The 15,639-nt window shown below is 55.9% G+C and carries 11 protein-coding genes and 1 pseudogene; 4 read left to right on the top strand and 8 right to left on the bottom strand.

All coding sequences use genetic code 11. From position 1 onward, the window contains the following. Positions 1–40: 40 nt before the first annotated feature. From ACZ9H3_RS03445 to ACZ9H3_RS03435, 3 genes and pseudogenes are all read left to right on the top strand, one after another. Positions 41–1,042: pseudogene (locus ACZ9H3_RS03445) on the top strand (XdhC family protein); the annotation flags it as partial. Continuing rightward, a complete protein-coding gene (locus ACZ9H3_RS03440; RefSeq protein WP_476222683.1) occupies positions 1,016–1,714 on the top strand; it encodes a nucleotidyltransferase family protein in 699 nt (232 codons plus the stop codon). The pseudogene ACZ9H3_RS03445 and the gene ACZ9H3_RS03440, both read left to right, overlap by 27 nt. A gap of 31 nt (positions 1,715–1,745) precedes the next feature. Then, the gene (locus ACZ9H3_RS03435) at positions 1,746–2,672 is read left to right on the top strand and encodes a transporter (protein WP_330522674.1); all 927 of its coding nucleotides are present in this window, start codon (positions 1,746–1,748) and stop codon (positions 2,670–2,672) included. 85 nt (positions 2,673–2,757) lie between these two features. On the opposite strand, the gene ACZ9H3_RS03430 is transcribed toward ACZ9H3_RS03435, so the two are convergent. Further along, positions 2,758–3,456, bottom strand: a complete 699-nt coding sequence (locus ACZ9H3_RS03430) for an ion channel (protein WP_476219593.1) — start codon at positions 3,454–3,456, stop codon at positions 2,758–2,760. 227 nt (positions 3,457–3,683) lie between these two features. On the opposite strand from ACZ9H3_RS03430, the gene ACZ9H3_RS03425 reads away from it, so the two are divergent. Next, positions 3,684–4,688, top strand: a complete 1,005-nt coding sequence (locus tag ACZ9H3_RS03425) for a diguanylate cyclase domain-containing protein (protein WP_476219591.1) — start codon at positions 3,684–3,686, stop codon at positions 4,686–4,688. A 204-nt stretch (positions 4,689–4,892) separates the two neighbouring features. On the opposite strand, the gene ACZ9H3_RS03420 is transcribed toward ACZ9H3_RS03425, so the two are convergent. The 7 genes from ACZ9H3_RS03420 to ACZ9H3_RS03390 all read right to left on the bottom strand — a co-directional run bounded on the left by ACZ9H3_RS03420 (position 4,893) and on the right by ACZ9H3_RS03390 (position 15,503). After that, on the bottom strand, positions 4,893–5,300 hold the full coding sequence (locus tag ACZ9H3_RS03420) for a hypothetical protein (protein WP_476219589.1): 408 nt from the start codon (positions 5,298–5,300) through the stop codon (positions 4,893–4,895). A 151-nt stretch (positions 5,301–5,451) separates the two neighbouring features. Continuing rightward, complete coding sequence (locus ACZ9H3_RS03415) at positions 5,452–6,060, bottom strand: tyrosine-type recombinase/integrase (RefSeq protein WP_476219587.1); 609 nt, start codon at positions 6,058–6,060, stop codon at positions 5,452–5,454. A gap of 151 nt (positions 6,061–6,211) precedes the next feature. Continuing rightward, the gene (locus ACZ9H3_RS03410) at positions 6,212–8,938 is read right to left on the bottom strand and encodes an ankyrin repeat domain-containing protein (protein WP_476219585.1); all 2,727 of its coding nucleotides are present in this window, start codon (positions 8,936–8,938) and stop codon (positions 6,212–6,214) included. A gap of 659 nt (positions 8,939–9,597) precedes the next feature. Further along, complete coding sequence (locus ACZ9H3_RS03405) at positions 9,598–10,476, bottom strand: OST-HTH/LOTUS domain-containing protein (protein ID WP_476219584.1); 879 nt, start codon at positions 10,474–10,476, stop codon at positions 9,598–9,600. Between the two features lie 71 nt (positions 10,477–10,547). Continuing rightward, entirely contained in the window at positions 10,548–11,378 is an 831-nt protein-coding gene (locus ACZ9H3_RS03400) for a class I SAM-dependent methyltransferase (RefSeq protein ID WP_476219583.1), read from the bottom strand. A 471-nt stretch (positions 11,379–11,849) separates the two neighbouring features. Beyond that, positions 11,850–13,604 (bottom strand): amidohydrolase, encoded by a 1,755-nt coding sequence (locus ACZ9H3_RS03395; protein ID WP_476219581.1) that lies wholly within the window; start codon positions 13,602–13,604, stop codon positions 11,850–11,852. A gap of 75 nt (positions 13,605–13,679) precedes the next feature. Beyond that, entirely contained in the window at positions 13,680–15,503 is a 1,824-nt protein-coding gene (locus ACZ9H3_RS03390) for an amidohydrolase (protein WP_476219579.1), read from the bottom strand. Positions 15,504–15,639 lie beyond the last annotated feature (136 nt).

Below are 15,639 nucleotides of genomic sequence, written 5' to 3'. Positions count from 1 at the left end.
GCTCAACCTGTGAAGCCGAAGTGCTCACTGAGGATATTCCATGGAAAGCATTGACCTGCTCGTTCTTCGCACCGCCCGGGATTGGCTCGCTGCCGGCGAGCGCTGCCTGCTGGCGACGGTGGTCCGTACCTGGGGCTCGTCGCCAAGGCCGGTAGGCTCGATGATGGTGCTGCGCCACGACGGACGCGTCGTGGGCAGCGTCTCCGGAGGGTGCATCGAGGATGACCTGATTCACCGCTACAGTAGCGCCTACGAAGGGTCCGGCTTGCCGGAAGGTGCACCGCAGCTTGTTCGCTACGGGGTGAGCACCGACGAAGCACACCGCTTCGGCCTGCCCTGTGGCGGCACGTTGGAGATCGTCCTTGAATTCGCACCGTGCCTGCAGGCACTGGAACAGCTTCTGGCACGACTTGATGAAGGCATGCTGATGCGTCGCCACCTGAACCTGGCGACCGGCGAGGTCGCACTCGAAGCAACCACCACACCAGATCCGTTCAGCTTCGACGGCCAGCGCATCAGCAACCCACTCGGCCCGGGTTACCGCATGCTGCTGATTGGCGCCGGCGCACTGGCTGAATATGTGGCGATCATGGCCCAGTTCAATGGCTTCAAGGTCTCGGTGTGCGACCCCAGGCCCGAGTACATCAACACCTGGACGGTTACCGGCGTCGATACAGTGGTCGGCATGCCCGACGACGTCGTCCGGGCCTTCGCACCTGACGTGCGTACCTGCATCATTGCCCTGAGCCATGACCCGAAACTGGACGACCTGGCCTTGCTCGAAGCCCTGCATGGCCCGGCGTTCTACATTGGAGCCATTGGTTCCCGGCGCAACAGCCAGAACCGCCGAGAGCGGCTGATCGAGCATTTCGGTGAGACCGAAGCGTCGCTCAGGCGCTTGCATGGGCCGATCGGCATTTACATCGGCAGCAAGACCCCGGCGGAAATCGCGGTCAGTGTCATGGCCGAAGTGCTTGCCGCCAAGAACAATGTCGCACTGCCTGGCGAGCTGTCCGTGGGCCAGGCCAAGCGTACGAGGGAGCAACACGACAGGTGTAATCAGCAGCCTCATGGCTCGCAGGGCGGCTGTGTCGCGCTGGTACTGGCAGCGGGCCGCGCCGAGCGCTTTGGCAGCGACAAGCGAAAAGCCCGACTGCGTTCGGGGCAATCACTACTGGCGGCAACCCTGGCGCGTGCGCGGGAGGTGTTCGACGACGTTCGGGTGGTGCTACGTCCAGGTGACGTCCCCGAACAGTTGGCAATCGACCTCCAGGTCGACATCGTGTGGGCGGCGCATGCAGATGACGGTATGGGGGCCAGTCTCGCGGCGGGCGTACGCGCACTTGAGCATTCAGGGGCAAAGGCCGTGGCGGTTCTGCTCGGTGACATGCCATGGATCGACGCGCAGACGCTTAAGCAACTGCGCACGTTGTCCAGCACCGACCATATCGTCCTGCCCTTCCATCAAGGACAGCGGGGGCATCCCGTGGTGTTTGGTCGGCGCTTCTGGCCAGCGCTTGCTCATCTGCAAGGCGATCAGGGCGGCAGGCAGGTCATCCTCGACAATGCTGATGCCTGTATTCCGGTAGAGGTTGAAGATTCAGGTGTCCTGCTGGATATCGACTCACCCACAGACATCCTCAGCGATCAGCACATGGAGCGGGTAGCCGCGGCCAGTGCCAAACAAATCCAGATGCGCTACAACAATACATAGAACTTCAGGGCCTGACAGGAAGCAAACGTGGATGAAACACAAACGCTGCGTCGTCAGGCTGGTTCGATTCGCATCCGCTTCGCTCGTCATCACAGCCCCCAACGCGGTCGCAGAGGATCTCGAACCCAGGTCTTACGCCAATACGCCGGTCGGTATCAATTTCCTGCTGATGGGCTACAGCGATCTCCATGGCAGCGTGACGGCCAACCCCTCAGTTCCGCTCCAGGATGCCAAGCTCAACATCAAGACAGTCGTGTTTGCCTTTGCCAGGTCCCTCGACGTCTGGGGCCGCTCGGGGAAGTTCGACATCGTCGTGCCTGAGGCAAAACTGAGCGGCTCTGCCCTGTTCAACGGTGAACCCAAGGAGCGCAATGTCACGGGTTTGATCGATCCAAGATTGCGCTTCTCGGTGAACCTGTATGGCGCCCCGGCGATGTCCCTGGCTGAATTCCCCCGCTATCAACAAGATGTCATTATCGGCGCCAGCCTGGCGATCACAGCGCCTCTGGGGCAATACGACGCGAACAAACTGGTGAACCTGGGCAACAACCGCTGGTCGTTCAAACCCGAGCTTGGGATTTCCAAACGCCTGGGGCCAGTGACCCTGGAGTTATCCGGCGCGGGTACCTTTTACACCGACAATAACGAGTTCCTCGGCGACCACACGCTGTCACAGAACCCGATCTACCAAGTACAAGGGCATCTCATCTATGCCTTTAGCAATGGTGTTTGGGCGTCGCTGGATACAACCTATTTCGCGGGCGGAAGTAGCTCAGTCGATGGGGTCGGCAACCATGACTTTCAGGAAAATACACGCTACGGATGCACCCTTACGCTGCCATTGAACCGCAACCATTCGCTAAAGCTGAACGCGAGTAATGGCGGGCATACCCGTACGGGCAGCGAATACGATGCCATTGGCATCGTCTGGCAGTACCGCTTCGGCGGAGGGCTCTGATCCCCAAGACATGCGCTGCATCGCCTTCATGGGATCGTCTGGCATGTGTGTACTCAATCAAGAACACGTCAGTCAAAATCGAGCGTCACCTGATCTGATTCGACGGATAAAGGCCGGCAAGCCGCGCGATGACAACACCCACGTAAAAGACGCCTGAAAATTCTTCGACCATCACCAGTGAGCGGGCGTGGTCAGTCAACGGGATGACATCACCATAGCCGGTGGTCGTGAGCGTCGTGAGGCTGAAATAGATCAGCTTGAAGAACGAGCCGGGCTGCATGAAGTCGAGTTGGCCGGGGCCGAAGGAACCCGCGCTGGATACCTCGACCAGGCCATAGACGAAGGACCAGACGAAGGCCAGCATGATGTAACCTGCAAGCGCACCATGCAGCTTGTCGGCTGTAATAGGCCCGCGTTTGAGAATGTAGCGGAGCACGCCGCTAAACGAGACGGCAAGCGACGCCGCAAAACATACAGCGGCAAAGACAAGAGTCGCGACACTCTCAGCCCACAACGCCGTCCATTGAAGGCCAACCCCAAGCAACGCCAGGCCCAGCTTGAGGATCAACCCCCGTCGAGTCTGCCGAGTGGCAGAGGCGCCCACCAGCAGCACGATTGAAAACAGAATGCCGAGCAACGTGCGGGCCAGTATCCCCTCCTCGAGAAAAGGAAACAGGAGGATCAATCCGAGCAACAGCAACAACAGGTAGGTGCAGGGGCCCCGCCCTATTACCATCTGGGCCAGATCCTCTTCGGATTCGGTTTTGTCTTGCAGATTTGCCATACCGGTATCCCATAGACGGAAATAACACTAGCGACCTGACATTGCAGGGTTGAAACCGGACCTGGCTTTAGAAGGGTCGGCAGTGGAATTCTAGTCGCGAATGCCGGTGAGAGCGCATCGCTGATCGGTCGCAGGACAGATGACGTTGCAACACACTCAGTAAATTTCCACGACTGCCTGCTTAAGGCTAAAGTGGCTTACTGATATGACTCTGAGGGCTATTGCGTATGTCCGATGCAAGCGAGTTCGTTAATGACAGTGAGGTGTACAGAACCTTGCTGGAGTCGACCAAGGCGATTCCTTGGAAGATTGATTGGGCCTCAATGAAATTCGCCTATATCGGCCCTCAGATCGAAGCGTTGCTGGGCTGGAGCCCTGAAAGTTGGGTGAGCGTGGAAGACTGGGCTATGCGCATGCATCCAGAAGATCGCGAATATGTGGTGAATTTCTGCGTAACACAATCCCAGGCTGGCGTGGACCACGAGGCGGACTACCGAGCGCTGACCAAGGACAACGGCTATGTGTGGATTCGCGACGTTGTGCACGTGGTGCGCAATGACAGAGGCGAGGTCGAAGCACTGATCGGCTTCATGTTTGACATCAGCGAACGCAAGAAGACCGAGGACCAACTGCTGAGCTTGCAGAAAGAGCTAGAGGTGCTTTCGTTCAAGGACGGTTTGACGAGTATCGCCAACCGCCGCCGCTTCGATAGCTGCTTCGAGTTGGAGTGGGAACGCGCGCGCCGCGAGCGCCAGCCACTGTCTCTGCTGTTGTTTGACGTCGATTTTTTCAAGCAGTACAACGATTTGTACGGCCATATTCAAGGCGACAAATGTTTGATAGCGATTGCACAGACGCTGAGTTTGGCGTTGGATGGCCCTCGCGATCTTGTGGCTCGCTACGGAGGCGAAGAGTTTGTCGTGCTGCTGCCCGAAGCCAATGCCGAGGTGGCGCGTAGAGTTGCTGAGCGCTGCCAGCGGTTGATTCAGAAGCAGTCCATCGTGCATGCGCTATCGCCGCATGGTCACCGCGTCACGGTCAGCATAGGCGCGGGCTCGGTAGTGCCAGGTGAGTGGGAAAAGCCTACAGACTTCATCAACGCCGTAGACCAGCAGCTATATGCGGCTAAAAACAATGGACGGCACCGCATTGAATATGTGCAGTTGGAGGGTGAAGCGCGCGGGTCTGCAGTTGAAAGTGCAGAAGAGCAAACAACTACCGGTCATTCATAGAGAACCTTTGAGCTTCTGCTAAGGGTCGGGTAGCGCTCATCCATGACCAGCAGCCCTTGACCCAAAGCTGCCCTTCGCGGAGGGCAGGTAACGGCCATTTGAAGCCTTTCACGAGAGGCAGCAATCGACCAGAAGCGGACATTTGGTATGTCACAATGGAGGGCTCAACCCTCAGTGTATGGCACGTGAGGTTGACGCTTTTAATCATTGGTTTTCAGCAGGACTATTCCACATCAGCACTGCCAGAATAGCTGCAGCGATGATGCTGGGCACAAATAAAGGAATACTGACGTTAAGCGGTTGAACACCGTAAATCATGACCGCAGCTGCAAGCATTCCGCACAACAAGCCGACCATCAACCTGGGCTTGCTTCTGAATCTAGGTCGCGACCACAGTAGTCCAAAGTAGATGTACCACCCCGAATAAACCCCTAGCCAACCGAACACTACCGTTGGGAGTGTCAGCCAACCCGAGAAGTCGCCTTCTGACATAATCGCGATTGAAGCCATCAGCCCCATAACACCGAATAATGCAGCGAATGCTGTCGGCGGAACCATTACAAACAACGCCATTGTTGTGAGTAAAACTCTACGTTTTGTGAGAGGGGTCATAGACCAATTCCAGTTGGCTGTATAACCGAAAGAATAGTCACGGTATTCGATTGCTACCATTCGCCACTGGCAGCTTTGGGTCGGATAGCGACGGTCTAGCATCGACCGTCGCAGTGGGTGGTTAAACTTCCGCCTGTTCCGCCTGTTCCGCCTATTCCGCCATTTCCAGGGCATCATCGACCTCGATTCCTAGGTATCTGACGGTGCTTTCAAGCTTCGTATGACCAAGCAGGAGTTGGACAGCTCTCAGGTTCTTCGTCCTGCGATAGATCAGCGATGCTTTGGTTCGCCGTAGCGTATGAGTACCGTACATAGTTGGGTCAAGGCCAATGGCGACCACCCACGCTTTGACTATCCGAGCGTATTGTCTGGTGGAGAGATGGTCTGAGTCGTGCAACCGGGTCGGAAACAAGAAGTCCTCACTGCGGAGGTGGGCCTGATGCATCCAAGCCTCCAGAACCGTTCGGGTTTGCTCCGTGATTTCAAATTGTACTGGGTGCTGAGTTTTCTGCTGCATCACGATGGCCCGCGACGACACGTGCTCCCCATGGGCTATGTCTCGGACTCGCAGCTTGGTTAAGTCACAGGCACGCAGCTTGCTGTCGATGGCCAAGTTGAAAAGCGCCAAATCTCGCGTCTTCTCAGCAAGCTGGAGTCTTACTCGGATGGCCCAGATATCTCTCACTCGGAGCGGGGCTTTCTGCCCGACAAGCTTTCCCTTGTTCCAAGGCTGATGGCTGTATGTAGCAATAGTGTTCATGGCTTGTCCTCCACGTTGAGGGAGGACAAGGGTGGATCAGTCACAATGAGTGGTGGTCGCTATTCGACCCATAGCTGATGGTGGCAACAGGCAAGAATCGGCCAGAAGCGGAGTTTGGCATGGCTATCACTGTTTATCAGTCAACTGGCATTTAGCCGGTCGGCGGGAGCTCTGCCTTTTCAAGTATATTAACGACTTTCACAAGTTCATCTTTGGTAGCGCAACGTCTTCCCTGTAGTTCAAGCTCCTTCGCAAGAAGTTGGATAGCTTGAGGGTTGTTGATCAGGTACTCGATTCTCTCCAAGGGCGTCACTCCCTGAGTATTACGCTGCCAGGCAAGCTCGGGGGCCAACTGCAGCAGACGCTGTGTCGCATGCAGATTTCCGCTCCAGGCTGCGGTATGTAGTGGCGACTGGCCGTCGAGAGTGAGCTTATCCAGGTGGCACGGGTGATCAAGCAGTGCATCGACGCAACTGCCTACGTGGGACTTGATCGCCGAGTGAAGGGCGGTCATACCCTGCCGGTCCTGCATTTCTGGATCGGCACCGGCCTGCAACATGATCATTACCAGCTCAGTATCCCCGGCCTCAGCCATCAGCATCAATGGAGTCTGCTTTTTGAAATCGGTAATGTTCAACTGTTTCGGTGCTTGCTGTGCCAGCAGCCCGATGGACTGACGCCAATGCTCCAGCATAACTTCAAACTTGTTCTGCTCCGTTTGCAGCTCGGCGGGGAGCATCTGGCGCATCATTGGGAGGCTTTTCACAAAATGTGCGCGCCCCTTGATCCAGTTCATCAACAGCGAGTCACCGGTCACCAGCGGTAGGCTTGAGTTGAGCTTGCTGCGGTTGCGTGTCGTCCATTCACGCAGCCCATCCGAGTCGCCGGACATCAAAAGTCTGAGCGACTCCTCTACCCTCTCGCGCATCAAGGGCGCCATGCGCTCAATTCCCGGATAAGGTTTGTATAGGGTGTTCCAAAAGTAGTCGGCAGCCCAACGCGCCGTATCTTCGATATTGGGAACCTCGCCGCCCTCGACCATGCCGCCAGCCAGCATCTCCCGGTAATACTTTTCGTGGCTCTCCGGTATCAGCCGTTGGTTTGCTACAGCCATTGCAAGGCAGTCCCTAGCTACCTCGCCACGCAGTGGCCCGCAGTTGCGTTCCCGTCCAGCCTCCAGAGCTTCCCTGAATAGCTTTTCAGCGTTCTCGAAGTCATTGCACGCCAACAGATGCTTAGCCTTGTATTGCAGGAGTGGCGCTCTCCACAGTTGATGCCCCTCGCAGGCCTCGGCTTCTTCGAGCAAGGCCTGGACCCGCTTGCAGGTGTCTTTCGGCCGTTGCTTGCCCTCATCGTTCAGATACCCATCGAGTTCGAGCAGAATGGTTTGGACAGTTTGAGCGGGCGTGCTGGCCAACTCACGTAGGCGCTGGATGGTGGCCTCTTTGGCGTACGGGCTGAGGTCTGCATGATTTGCCACCTGGCTGATCACCCAGTAGCGGTGCTCGCTTTGCAGGGCCCGCCATGAGGAAGAGTTATTCATGCGAGCAACCAGAAGCAGTTCAGTGTTCAGTTCGTCTGCAATGGCCACAGCCCGTTGCGCATTACGCTTGATGATCGGCATCGCTGACTCTGCATCGAGCCCCACGTGATCTTCAAGCTCTGCCCCTGCCTGCAAATCGAAGAAATGGCGAGTCAGCAGGTGTGCCAACTCCAGATAGCCGGTTTCCCGTCGCGAAGGCAGGATGGAGAGAAACAATCCATGTTTATCCGCAGAGGGCAGAAGCTCCTCGAACCAGGCATTCTCCGCCGCCTCGCCCTGCTCCCTGCAGTTGCGCCAGGCGTCAATGGTCAGGTTGTAGATAAGTTTGTAGATGGCGAACAGCTGCAGCAGCTTGTTCTGTCTGGCGTCGGCACATAGCCGATCAACGCCCGGGCATATGAGCTTGAGCAGACGGGTATAGCCATCCTGCACCATGCGCGCAAACAGCAGGCGTTGGCGGATGGTGTGCGGGGAAGGGACAGCGTAGCGGTCAGCCAGACATCCAACAAAATCAGCCCTCTCATCCTCATCCGCGGTGCCATTCAGAATCGCCTTCAGACGACCTGCCTGCGTCATCGGGATTTCTAGTCGCAGTTTGTCGGGGGTCAGCTTCTTGCGCGTCACGAAGTCGAGGGCGTCGGCGAACTGATCGGCAGGAGAGCGGCTGCTGTCCAGCGAGAAAACGCCCTTGAACTCCACATCCATTTCATCAGGGAAGTACTCCTTGATGGAGGCCGGGTTGGGCGTGGTTTCCTTGCGCCAGTTGTACAGCGAGCGCATCAGGGGTTCTGAGGATTTGTCGCCAGTGTCTTTTAGGCGCTGGCTGCGTTTGTCGGCAAATTCTTCCAGCGGCATCCCCAGCAGATCCAACAACCAGTCCACAACCTGAGCGACCGGCAGGTACAGGCTGGGCTTGCCGTCCACTTCGCGGGGCTCGGGCAGATACCAGAAGCGCCCGCCCGGCATGCCTTTGTCCAGTGCTTCCTCTAAATTCCAGAAAGCTGCCATCCGAGCAACGCCGGGCGCGTAGGAGTAGCCCTGCAACATCCAGAGAACCTGGCGCTTGTCGGCTGCAAAGGTCCAGGTATTCAGCTCGAGGTTTTTGTTGAAGTTCGCCAAGTCCAACACGTTGTGCATGATGTCGCCGCGCGCCTGCTGGTCGAGATCAAGCGCATCGAATATGGCATCGAAAATTTCGTCAGCCATCTCTTTATGATGAGAAAGCTGCTTTTGACCAGTAGCAAAGTCGCGCTTCAGCGAGGTCTGGTAGGGTGTGCACCCTAGGCTCTGATGAACCTGCAATAGAATCGACTCAAACGAGGGTAGTGTGCTCATAGTGCCTGTCCTTGGTGTTGTTGACGGTGCGGTAATCCTTACAAAGCTAGGCCACCTTACCACTGTAAAATCCCGTACCTCCCCTCAAAGGCCAGTGATGGAAGGGGGGGACGCGGTTCTTCATACCTTTCTAACGCCCCCGCTGACACCCTGCGCGGACTCAATTCCTCGGAGTCCGTGTCATGCATACCCCCCTCTGGTCATCAATTGACATCTCACCGAAGCCTACAACTACCGTTAGCCTCCGCGACAGCCTGCTCTCGGCTGGAGAGGGCATATGAAGTATTGCGCAAACAAAGATATTGACCGAATGATCCGACAACTGCTCCGCCAGGGCTGGAGTTACCGAAACGGAAGCAAGCATAGCCGCTTAACTCATCCTGCCGGTTGCCCGACATTAACGGTGTCACGGACACCAAGTGATTGGCGAAGCGTACAGAACTTTATTCGCGATCTTCGTCGGGTGAAGCCAGCAGTTCTGGTTCGGACTAATTCAACTAAGCAAACTCGTGAAAGCCATCGAGCCTCTGGGTAAATGGCAGTATCTGACCGGTAGCGGCCGCTCGCGAGTTACCGCTATTGGCCGTTTGCTGCCTTCAGGAGAGGGCAGCTATCGGCCAGAAGCCCTCACTCCACGCACGCACAAAAAGAGGATCGATTCAGCTTTCCATTAAGTTGGTCTTACTGCGATACCAAACGGTAGTAAGCCGATATTCAGCTTGGGTTTTTCGTATTTCGAACTGCTTTGATTCGTACAGGACATGCATCCAACTGCTGCAACCATAGCGTTTGGGGGTCTGCTCTGGATAGGTAATACCAATCCAGCGGATAGCGGCTTCCAGTCGAGTCCAACCTCCTTCGGAACGGTTGGTTTCTGCTTCACGTAAACAGCTGCATATCCCACTGCGAGGCCAATCGACTGAACCATCCACACAGATACCGTCGATAAACATATCCAAGAAATCTGGGCTACGCATAAACGAAGCCATTTTAGCTTGTGCTTCATTCATGGATTTGGCCCAGCTTTGCAGATTCAGGTAATGCCGATTAATGGTTTCGTAGCTTTCCTCCAGGAAACCATCCGCCGCCTGGCAGCCTGACGCAGACCACAGATCGAAACACTCAAGGAATTGGTGAACCAGTTTATTGCGCAAGTCGACCAACTCCTTGAGGGCAACCTTCGTTGCCTCATAGTGCTCGGCTGGCATTTCCACCTGGTATCGATAGCTCAACCAGATCTGGTCACTTGTATCGATTTGTGTTTTTGGTTCTTCCTCATTTGAAAGCGGCAGGGTCAGAAAGCTATTGGTCAGCATCCCGACCAACGTGCCCATTGTCTTGTTTTGGGTGCATGCGATCTTCTGCTCACGGATGGTATGCAGTTGATCCGCTGGGCAGCTCAATTCATTATGCGCGACCATGGTTTTCAGCAACCGTTCGTATTGTTGCAAACGCACCAGGCAGCGCCCGAGCTTGCGCTGCACTATACGTTGAAGGTCAGGTACATCATCCGAGGGGATAGTAGTGGTTTCACCCATGAACAACGACTCAGGTATAAGTGGGGTAGCCGAAGCGATTTACTTCAACGTACTTACCCTGCGAGCATAGCTCACTTCCTCGCAACGATCTGTGCAAGAGCAATCCGCCCCTCTTGCAGGTTTCGACCCTGATTCTGCGCCATTACCTTGAAATCAGCGCCAAGCAGCAAATGGAATCCAAGGGATGGTAAGCCTTCTTTCTGGATCTTCTCGGCCAGGGTCACAAACCACGCGCGCGCCGCTTCTGTTGTGTCAGACCAGTCGTTAATCGTGAATGCTGCTTCCTCGAGAAGCGCGCGCAACTCAGTTGGCGACACGAGAAAACTCGTATCCGGTGTGTGCGCCCACGGGACCGGAAACAGCACCGGGCCAGACGGACCAGCAAGTACATCGTAGATAGCGAGCGTGCCGCCCGGCTTTAGAACGCGGTGCATTTCCTTGTACAGCCGCGTCTTGTCCGGGATGTTCATTGCCACATGCTCCGTCCATACGACATCGAATGTCTGGTCATCAAATGGCAGCTTGGTGGCGTCGCCTTGGCGGTAGTCGACGAGGTGTGCAAGGCCAGTCTTGGCCGAGAGCATCGAAGCAGCGCGGCAGTACTCGTCTGTAAGGTCGATGCCCGTGACACGGCAACCGAACTCCTTCGCCAGGCAACGCGAGGTCCCGCCTACGCCGCTACCCACATCAAGTACGTGCTTTGATGCATCGAGCCCTGCAGCCCGGGCAAGCTCGAGGGTCGCCGCCCGTCCGCGGATATGAAACTGATCGATGGGCGCCAAGTCTTCGGGCGTGAGGTGGTTTATGTCCTTGCCCGCTTTCTCCAGCGCCGTCAGTATGACGCCCCCCAAATCCGCACGGGTGTAGTGCGTCTGGATTGCTTCATTGATACGCGTTTGCATAGACACGGTCCTCCTCGTATTGGCGCTGCCTGACGTGTGATGAGGCGCACCCGCCCGTTGATCCTGGGTCACGTTCCGCGGTGAATCCCGGTGTGGGCTATGCTGCCATTCTCGCTGTGTTATCGAATGTCGGCTAATGGCAGATGGCGGCGAAATGCAGAAAACGGCCAGAAGAAGCCCTTAAAATCGATCACGAAGGCAACGCCCCAAAAGCAACCGTGAGTTCACATTATCGCTACTGTACTGGCATCTGTCCCGTTTGGATTCTGAACAGCCACACGAAAAAGATGGCTTTCGCGCATCCTACATCCTAGACAAACCGAGTTAGCTGCGTTTCCGCAAAGCTTTATCGAATATCCTTCTAGTCAGTAACGGGCAAGTCAGCCGGTATCGCTAAATTTTTTGCCAAGCGACGCGGCCCGATTAGCTAAGCAGGTGATTCGTCACTCACGTGCTCACTAACGACGCCCACTATCTCTTCGGTGTACTCGACGTGGCGGTGTGTGCCTTGCCCTCAAACACTGTGCCCCAAACCTTGATGTCGCGAAGCCCTTTCACGCCAACGTCATAGGGGTCGTTATCGAGCACGGCAAAGTCGGCGAGCTTGCCTGATTCAATACTCCCTATCTCATTTTCCATGCCAATCATATAAGCGGCGTCGATGGTGATGGCGCGCATGGCCTGATCCAATGTCAGCCGCTCGGTGGGGGCAAACACTTTTGCGCTCAGGGTTTCACGGGACGCGGCGGTCCAGGCTAGAAACAGCGGTTCGGCAGGTGCCATTGGGAAGTCCGAGTGCAGCGCTACCGGCACATTACGCCTTACCAATCCGCCCAATGGCGCAATGCGCGCGGCGCGATCAAAGCCAAGGCCCGTCTCGGCATAGCGATCACCCAGGTCATAGAGGTAGAAAGGGTTGGCTGAGACTTGGGCGCCCAGCTTGGCTATGCGTCGCGAGGTGCCGTCGTTGGCATAACCGTAATGTTCGATAGTGAAACGGTGATCTGCGCGCGACTTTTCGTCCTCTAGGGTCTGCAACGTGTCGAGCACCATTTTGGCGCCACCGTCGCCATTGGTGTGCACATGGATCTGGTAACCAGCGTTCCAGTAGCTGCGGGCAAATTCAGCAAACGCTTCAGGCTGGGTAATCCACTCGCCTTTGTGGCCATCGATATAGCCCGGATCGCTGATCTGCATAGCCTGAGAGAACATTGCACCATCGGCAAACAGCTTGATGGCATTATTGAAGATCAGATGGCGGGTGTTCTGATCCTTCAACTGGCCGACCAGTTTCATCGCCACGTCGGGGCTCTTCAGGGCAAGGCTGAGCTTGTAGACATCTGGCGTCAGGCGCACCCGAATCGGCGAGTCTGTGGTATCCATGGTGCGCTTTAGGGCGGCCATTTCCATGTCCCAATTCGTGCTGCCGGTGGACAGGTCCGCCACTGTCGTCACGCCATTGTAGGTCAGGTAGTCACGCGTCTTTAAGTACGCAGGGTCTACTGAAACGGGGTCGAGCAGACTGCCTGCCAGGTAAGGCAAGACCACGCTAAACATACCGTCTTCCCAGAAATGACTGTTCTTCCAATTGATCTGAGGGTGATCCTTGTACTTTTGTTCGTCGAGTCCCTTGGATTTCAACAACGCCATCATTGGGCTATTGAAGTACACCTCGTGCATGGAACGCTGCAGCACCATGATGGGGACATCCTTGGATATGCCGTCCAATACCTCGCGCGACAGCTCACCGTGGGTGTCTGCGCTGAAGCCCCAGGTCATGAATATCGGGGCGTCTTTATTGCGCTCGGCAAATGCTGTTTTAAGGGCTGTTCTATAAGCCTTCTCACCAAAGGTGGCGGGAGTCTTATGGCCCATTACATTCCAAGGCTCGGGGGTGATCCAGACAGTCTGAAAGGCGATGGCTCCAAGCATGGGATGCATGTGCGGGTCGATCAAGCCAGGCATTAATACCTTGTCCTTGAACTGGGAGTCGACCGTGTACTGTTTATCCTTCAACCAGGGCGCAAGGTCTGGCAGAGAGCCGACGCCGAGGATCATCCCGTCGCGCACAGCGACAGCAGTCGCGGTTGGTCGCGTCGGGTCCATCGTCACAATCTTTTTCGCAGTGAAGACGGTAATCGCGCTTGGATCTTCTTGTGCGATGACAGTGCGTACTGCTACCAAGGCCACCAACGCACACATTGTCGATTTACGAGCCCGTTTCATTGACCCATGTCCTTTGCGTGATAACCGAGGGAAGCGTGCTCGCGTTACATACCCAAGTTTGCCCAATGGTAAATTTCAATGCGCATGAGCATGTATGAGCCCTGCCATACCCAGCACTCGACTTGCGACCATGAAACAAGCATCCGATTCGGCGCAACCGGTTATCGCGTCAGCCTTCAGCGCGGTATCGCGTCGGTAGACGGTCTTGCCTTCCTTAATCGTCTCAAGCACCTTGATTTCGGCAATTTTCAGCGGGTCTACAGTGAGCACATTACCGTCGAGCACTGCAAAGTCCGCGAGTTTTCCTACCTCGAGCGAGCCCTTCGATTTCTCTTCAAAGTACTGATATGCCGACCAGAGCGTATGGGCTTTTAGTGCAACCAATGGCGTCGTTCGATGTTCGGGGCCAAGCACCTTGCCGCTGCGGGTAACGCGATTGACCGTGGAAGAAATAACCCGCAGCGCATCAGGCATTGCTACTGGCGCATCATGGTGCGAGGTGAAAATCATGCCGCGCTCGATTGCCCAGCCAGTCGGAGAGATGTTGGACGCACGATCAGCCCCCAATACTGAGTCTCGATGCCAGTCACCCCAGTAGTATGTGTGCATCGGGAAAAAAGACGGAATGATGCCCAGCGCCTTGAATGCCTCAACCTGATCCAAGCGCGCAGTCTGCGCATGTATGGCGACTGGGCGGCGATCAGCCATGCCATATTTCTTTTCAGCAGTACGTATGGCACCAATGAATTGATCGATGGCGGCATCGCCGTTCACATGTGCCAGAACTTGCCAGTTATTTTTGAACGCTTGATCAACGAAGCCGTTAACCTGCTGGTCAGTGAACGCAGAGTAGCCGTGATAGTCCGGCGCCTGTCCGGTTGGCACTTTGTAATACGGTTGAGTGAGCCATGCTGTTTTACCCTGCGGCGAACCGTCGAGCGTGAGCTTGATCCCTCCGAGACGGAAGTGACCTGAATAGGTGCCTGACAGCCACGGCGCCTTCATGGCCTCTGCGCCCACGGTAATGTCGGGATAAGCCACTACGTCGATGTCCAGCTTGCCACTGTTGGCCACCGCTTCCATGGTGGCCACCGAGGCGAGCGATGCCTTGCCTTCCTGTGCTGTGGTGTAACCGAAGCTCTTGTATAGATTGACGCCTGCTGCGAATAGCGCCTTGTTTGCATCCGGACTGAGTTTGCCCATCAGGCCGAAGAGCTGGCTAAAAAAAGCATTCTCTTCAAGCACCCCATCGGGCTCTTGGCTGCCTTTCTTACGTCGAATGACGCCGCCGGGAGGGTTTATTGTGCCTGCATTAAGGCCAAGAATATCCAGGGCTTTACTGTTCATTGCCCCTAGATGTCCGGATTGGTGAACGATCACCACCGGCAACGTGCTCGAGACTTGGTCCAGGTCATCGCGTGTTGGATGGCGCTGTTCTTTGAGTTGTGCATCGTCGTAACCAAACCCGACAATCCAGCCGTACTGCGCGGTGAGCTTCTGGTTCTGCTCGGCCCAGGCCTTTAACGCAGCCTGCAATTCGGCGATGTCGTTCACACCACCGTCTGGACGTGGTAACAGATTGGCCGAGATCGCCTGAATGCCGGTATTGAACACATGGCCATGTGGGTCGACGAAGCCTGGCACCAGGGTGTTGCCAGCCAAGTCAACCAGCAGCGTTTTGGCGCCCTTGTACTTCATGACCTCGTCGCGATATCCGACTGCGAGAATACGGCCGTCCTTGACTGCAATTGCCTCAGCCTGCGGCTGAAACTCATTGACGGTGATTATGTCACCGCCTGTGTAGATGGTATCCGCCCCAGTCTGCGCCTGTGCTCCAAACGAGTGAGTGACAACCAAGGTAAGTAAGGCGCATCCCATCGCTTTAGCTGTCCGCTTCATTGTTTGCTCTCTCACACTAAAATGACGAGTGGGAAATATTGGATGAATACTAGTCCACTGGAATGACCGGATGACCTCTTATTTTGTCGCCAGAGTCAAGAATCGTTATTCGGCTGTGTACTCAAGCGGCGGATGC

It is taken from the genome of Pseudomonas sp. TE3910 (assembly GCF_056279025.1).
The sequence above is the reverse complement of the archived record's forward strand: the minus strand, read 5'-3'. Positions and strand labels throughout refer to the sequence as shown.

Coding starts and splice junctions, on each gene's coding strand:
- ACZ9H3_RS03435 (WP_330522674.1), top strand. CDS start 1,746: ATGAAACACAAACGCTGCGTCGTCAGGCTGGTTCGATTCGCATCCGCT.
- ACZ9H3_RS03430 (WP_476219593.1), bottom strand. CDS start 3,456: ATGGCAAATCTGCAAGACAAAACCGAATCCGAAGAGGATCTGGCCCAG.
- ACZ9H3_RS03425 (WP_476219591.1), top strand. CDS start 3,684: ATGTCCGATGCAAGCGAGTTCGTTAATGACAGTGAGGTGTACAGAACC.
- ACZ9H3_RS03420 (WP_476219589.1), bottom strand. CDS start 5,300: ATGACCCCTCTCACAAAACGTAGAGTTTTACTCACAACAATGGCGTTG.
- ACZ9H3_RS03415 (WP_476219587.1), bottom strand. CDS start 6,060: ATGAACACTATTGCTACATACAGCCATCAGCCTTGGAACAAGGGAAAG.
- ACZ9H3_RS03410 (WP_476219585.1), bottom strand. CDS start 8,938: ATGAGCACACTACCCTCGTTTGAGTCGATTCTATTGCAGGTTCATCAG.
- ACZ9H3_RS03405 (WP_476219584.1), bottom strand. CDS start 10,476: ATGGGTGAAACCACTACTATCCCCTCGGATGATGTACCTGACCTTCAA.
- ACZ9H3_RS03400 (WP_476219583.1), bottom strand. CDS start 11,378: ATGCAAACGCGTATCAATGAAGCAATCCAGACGCACTACACCCGTGCG.
- ACZ9H3_RS03395 (WP_476219581.1), bottom strand. CDS start 13,604: ATGAAACGGGCTCGTAAATCGACAATGTGTGCGTTGGTGGCCTTGGTA.
- ACZ9H3_RS03390 (WP_476219579.1), bottom strand. CDS start 15,503: ATGAAGCGGACAGCTAAAGCGATGGGATGCGCCTTACTTACCTTGGTT.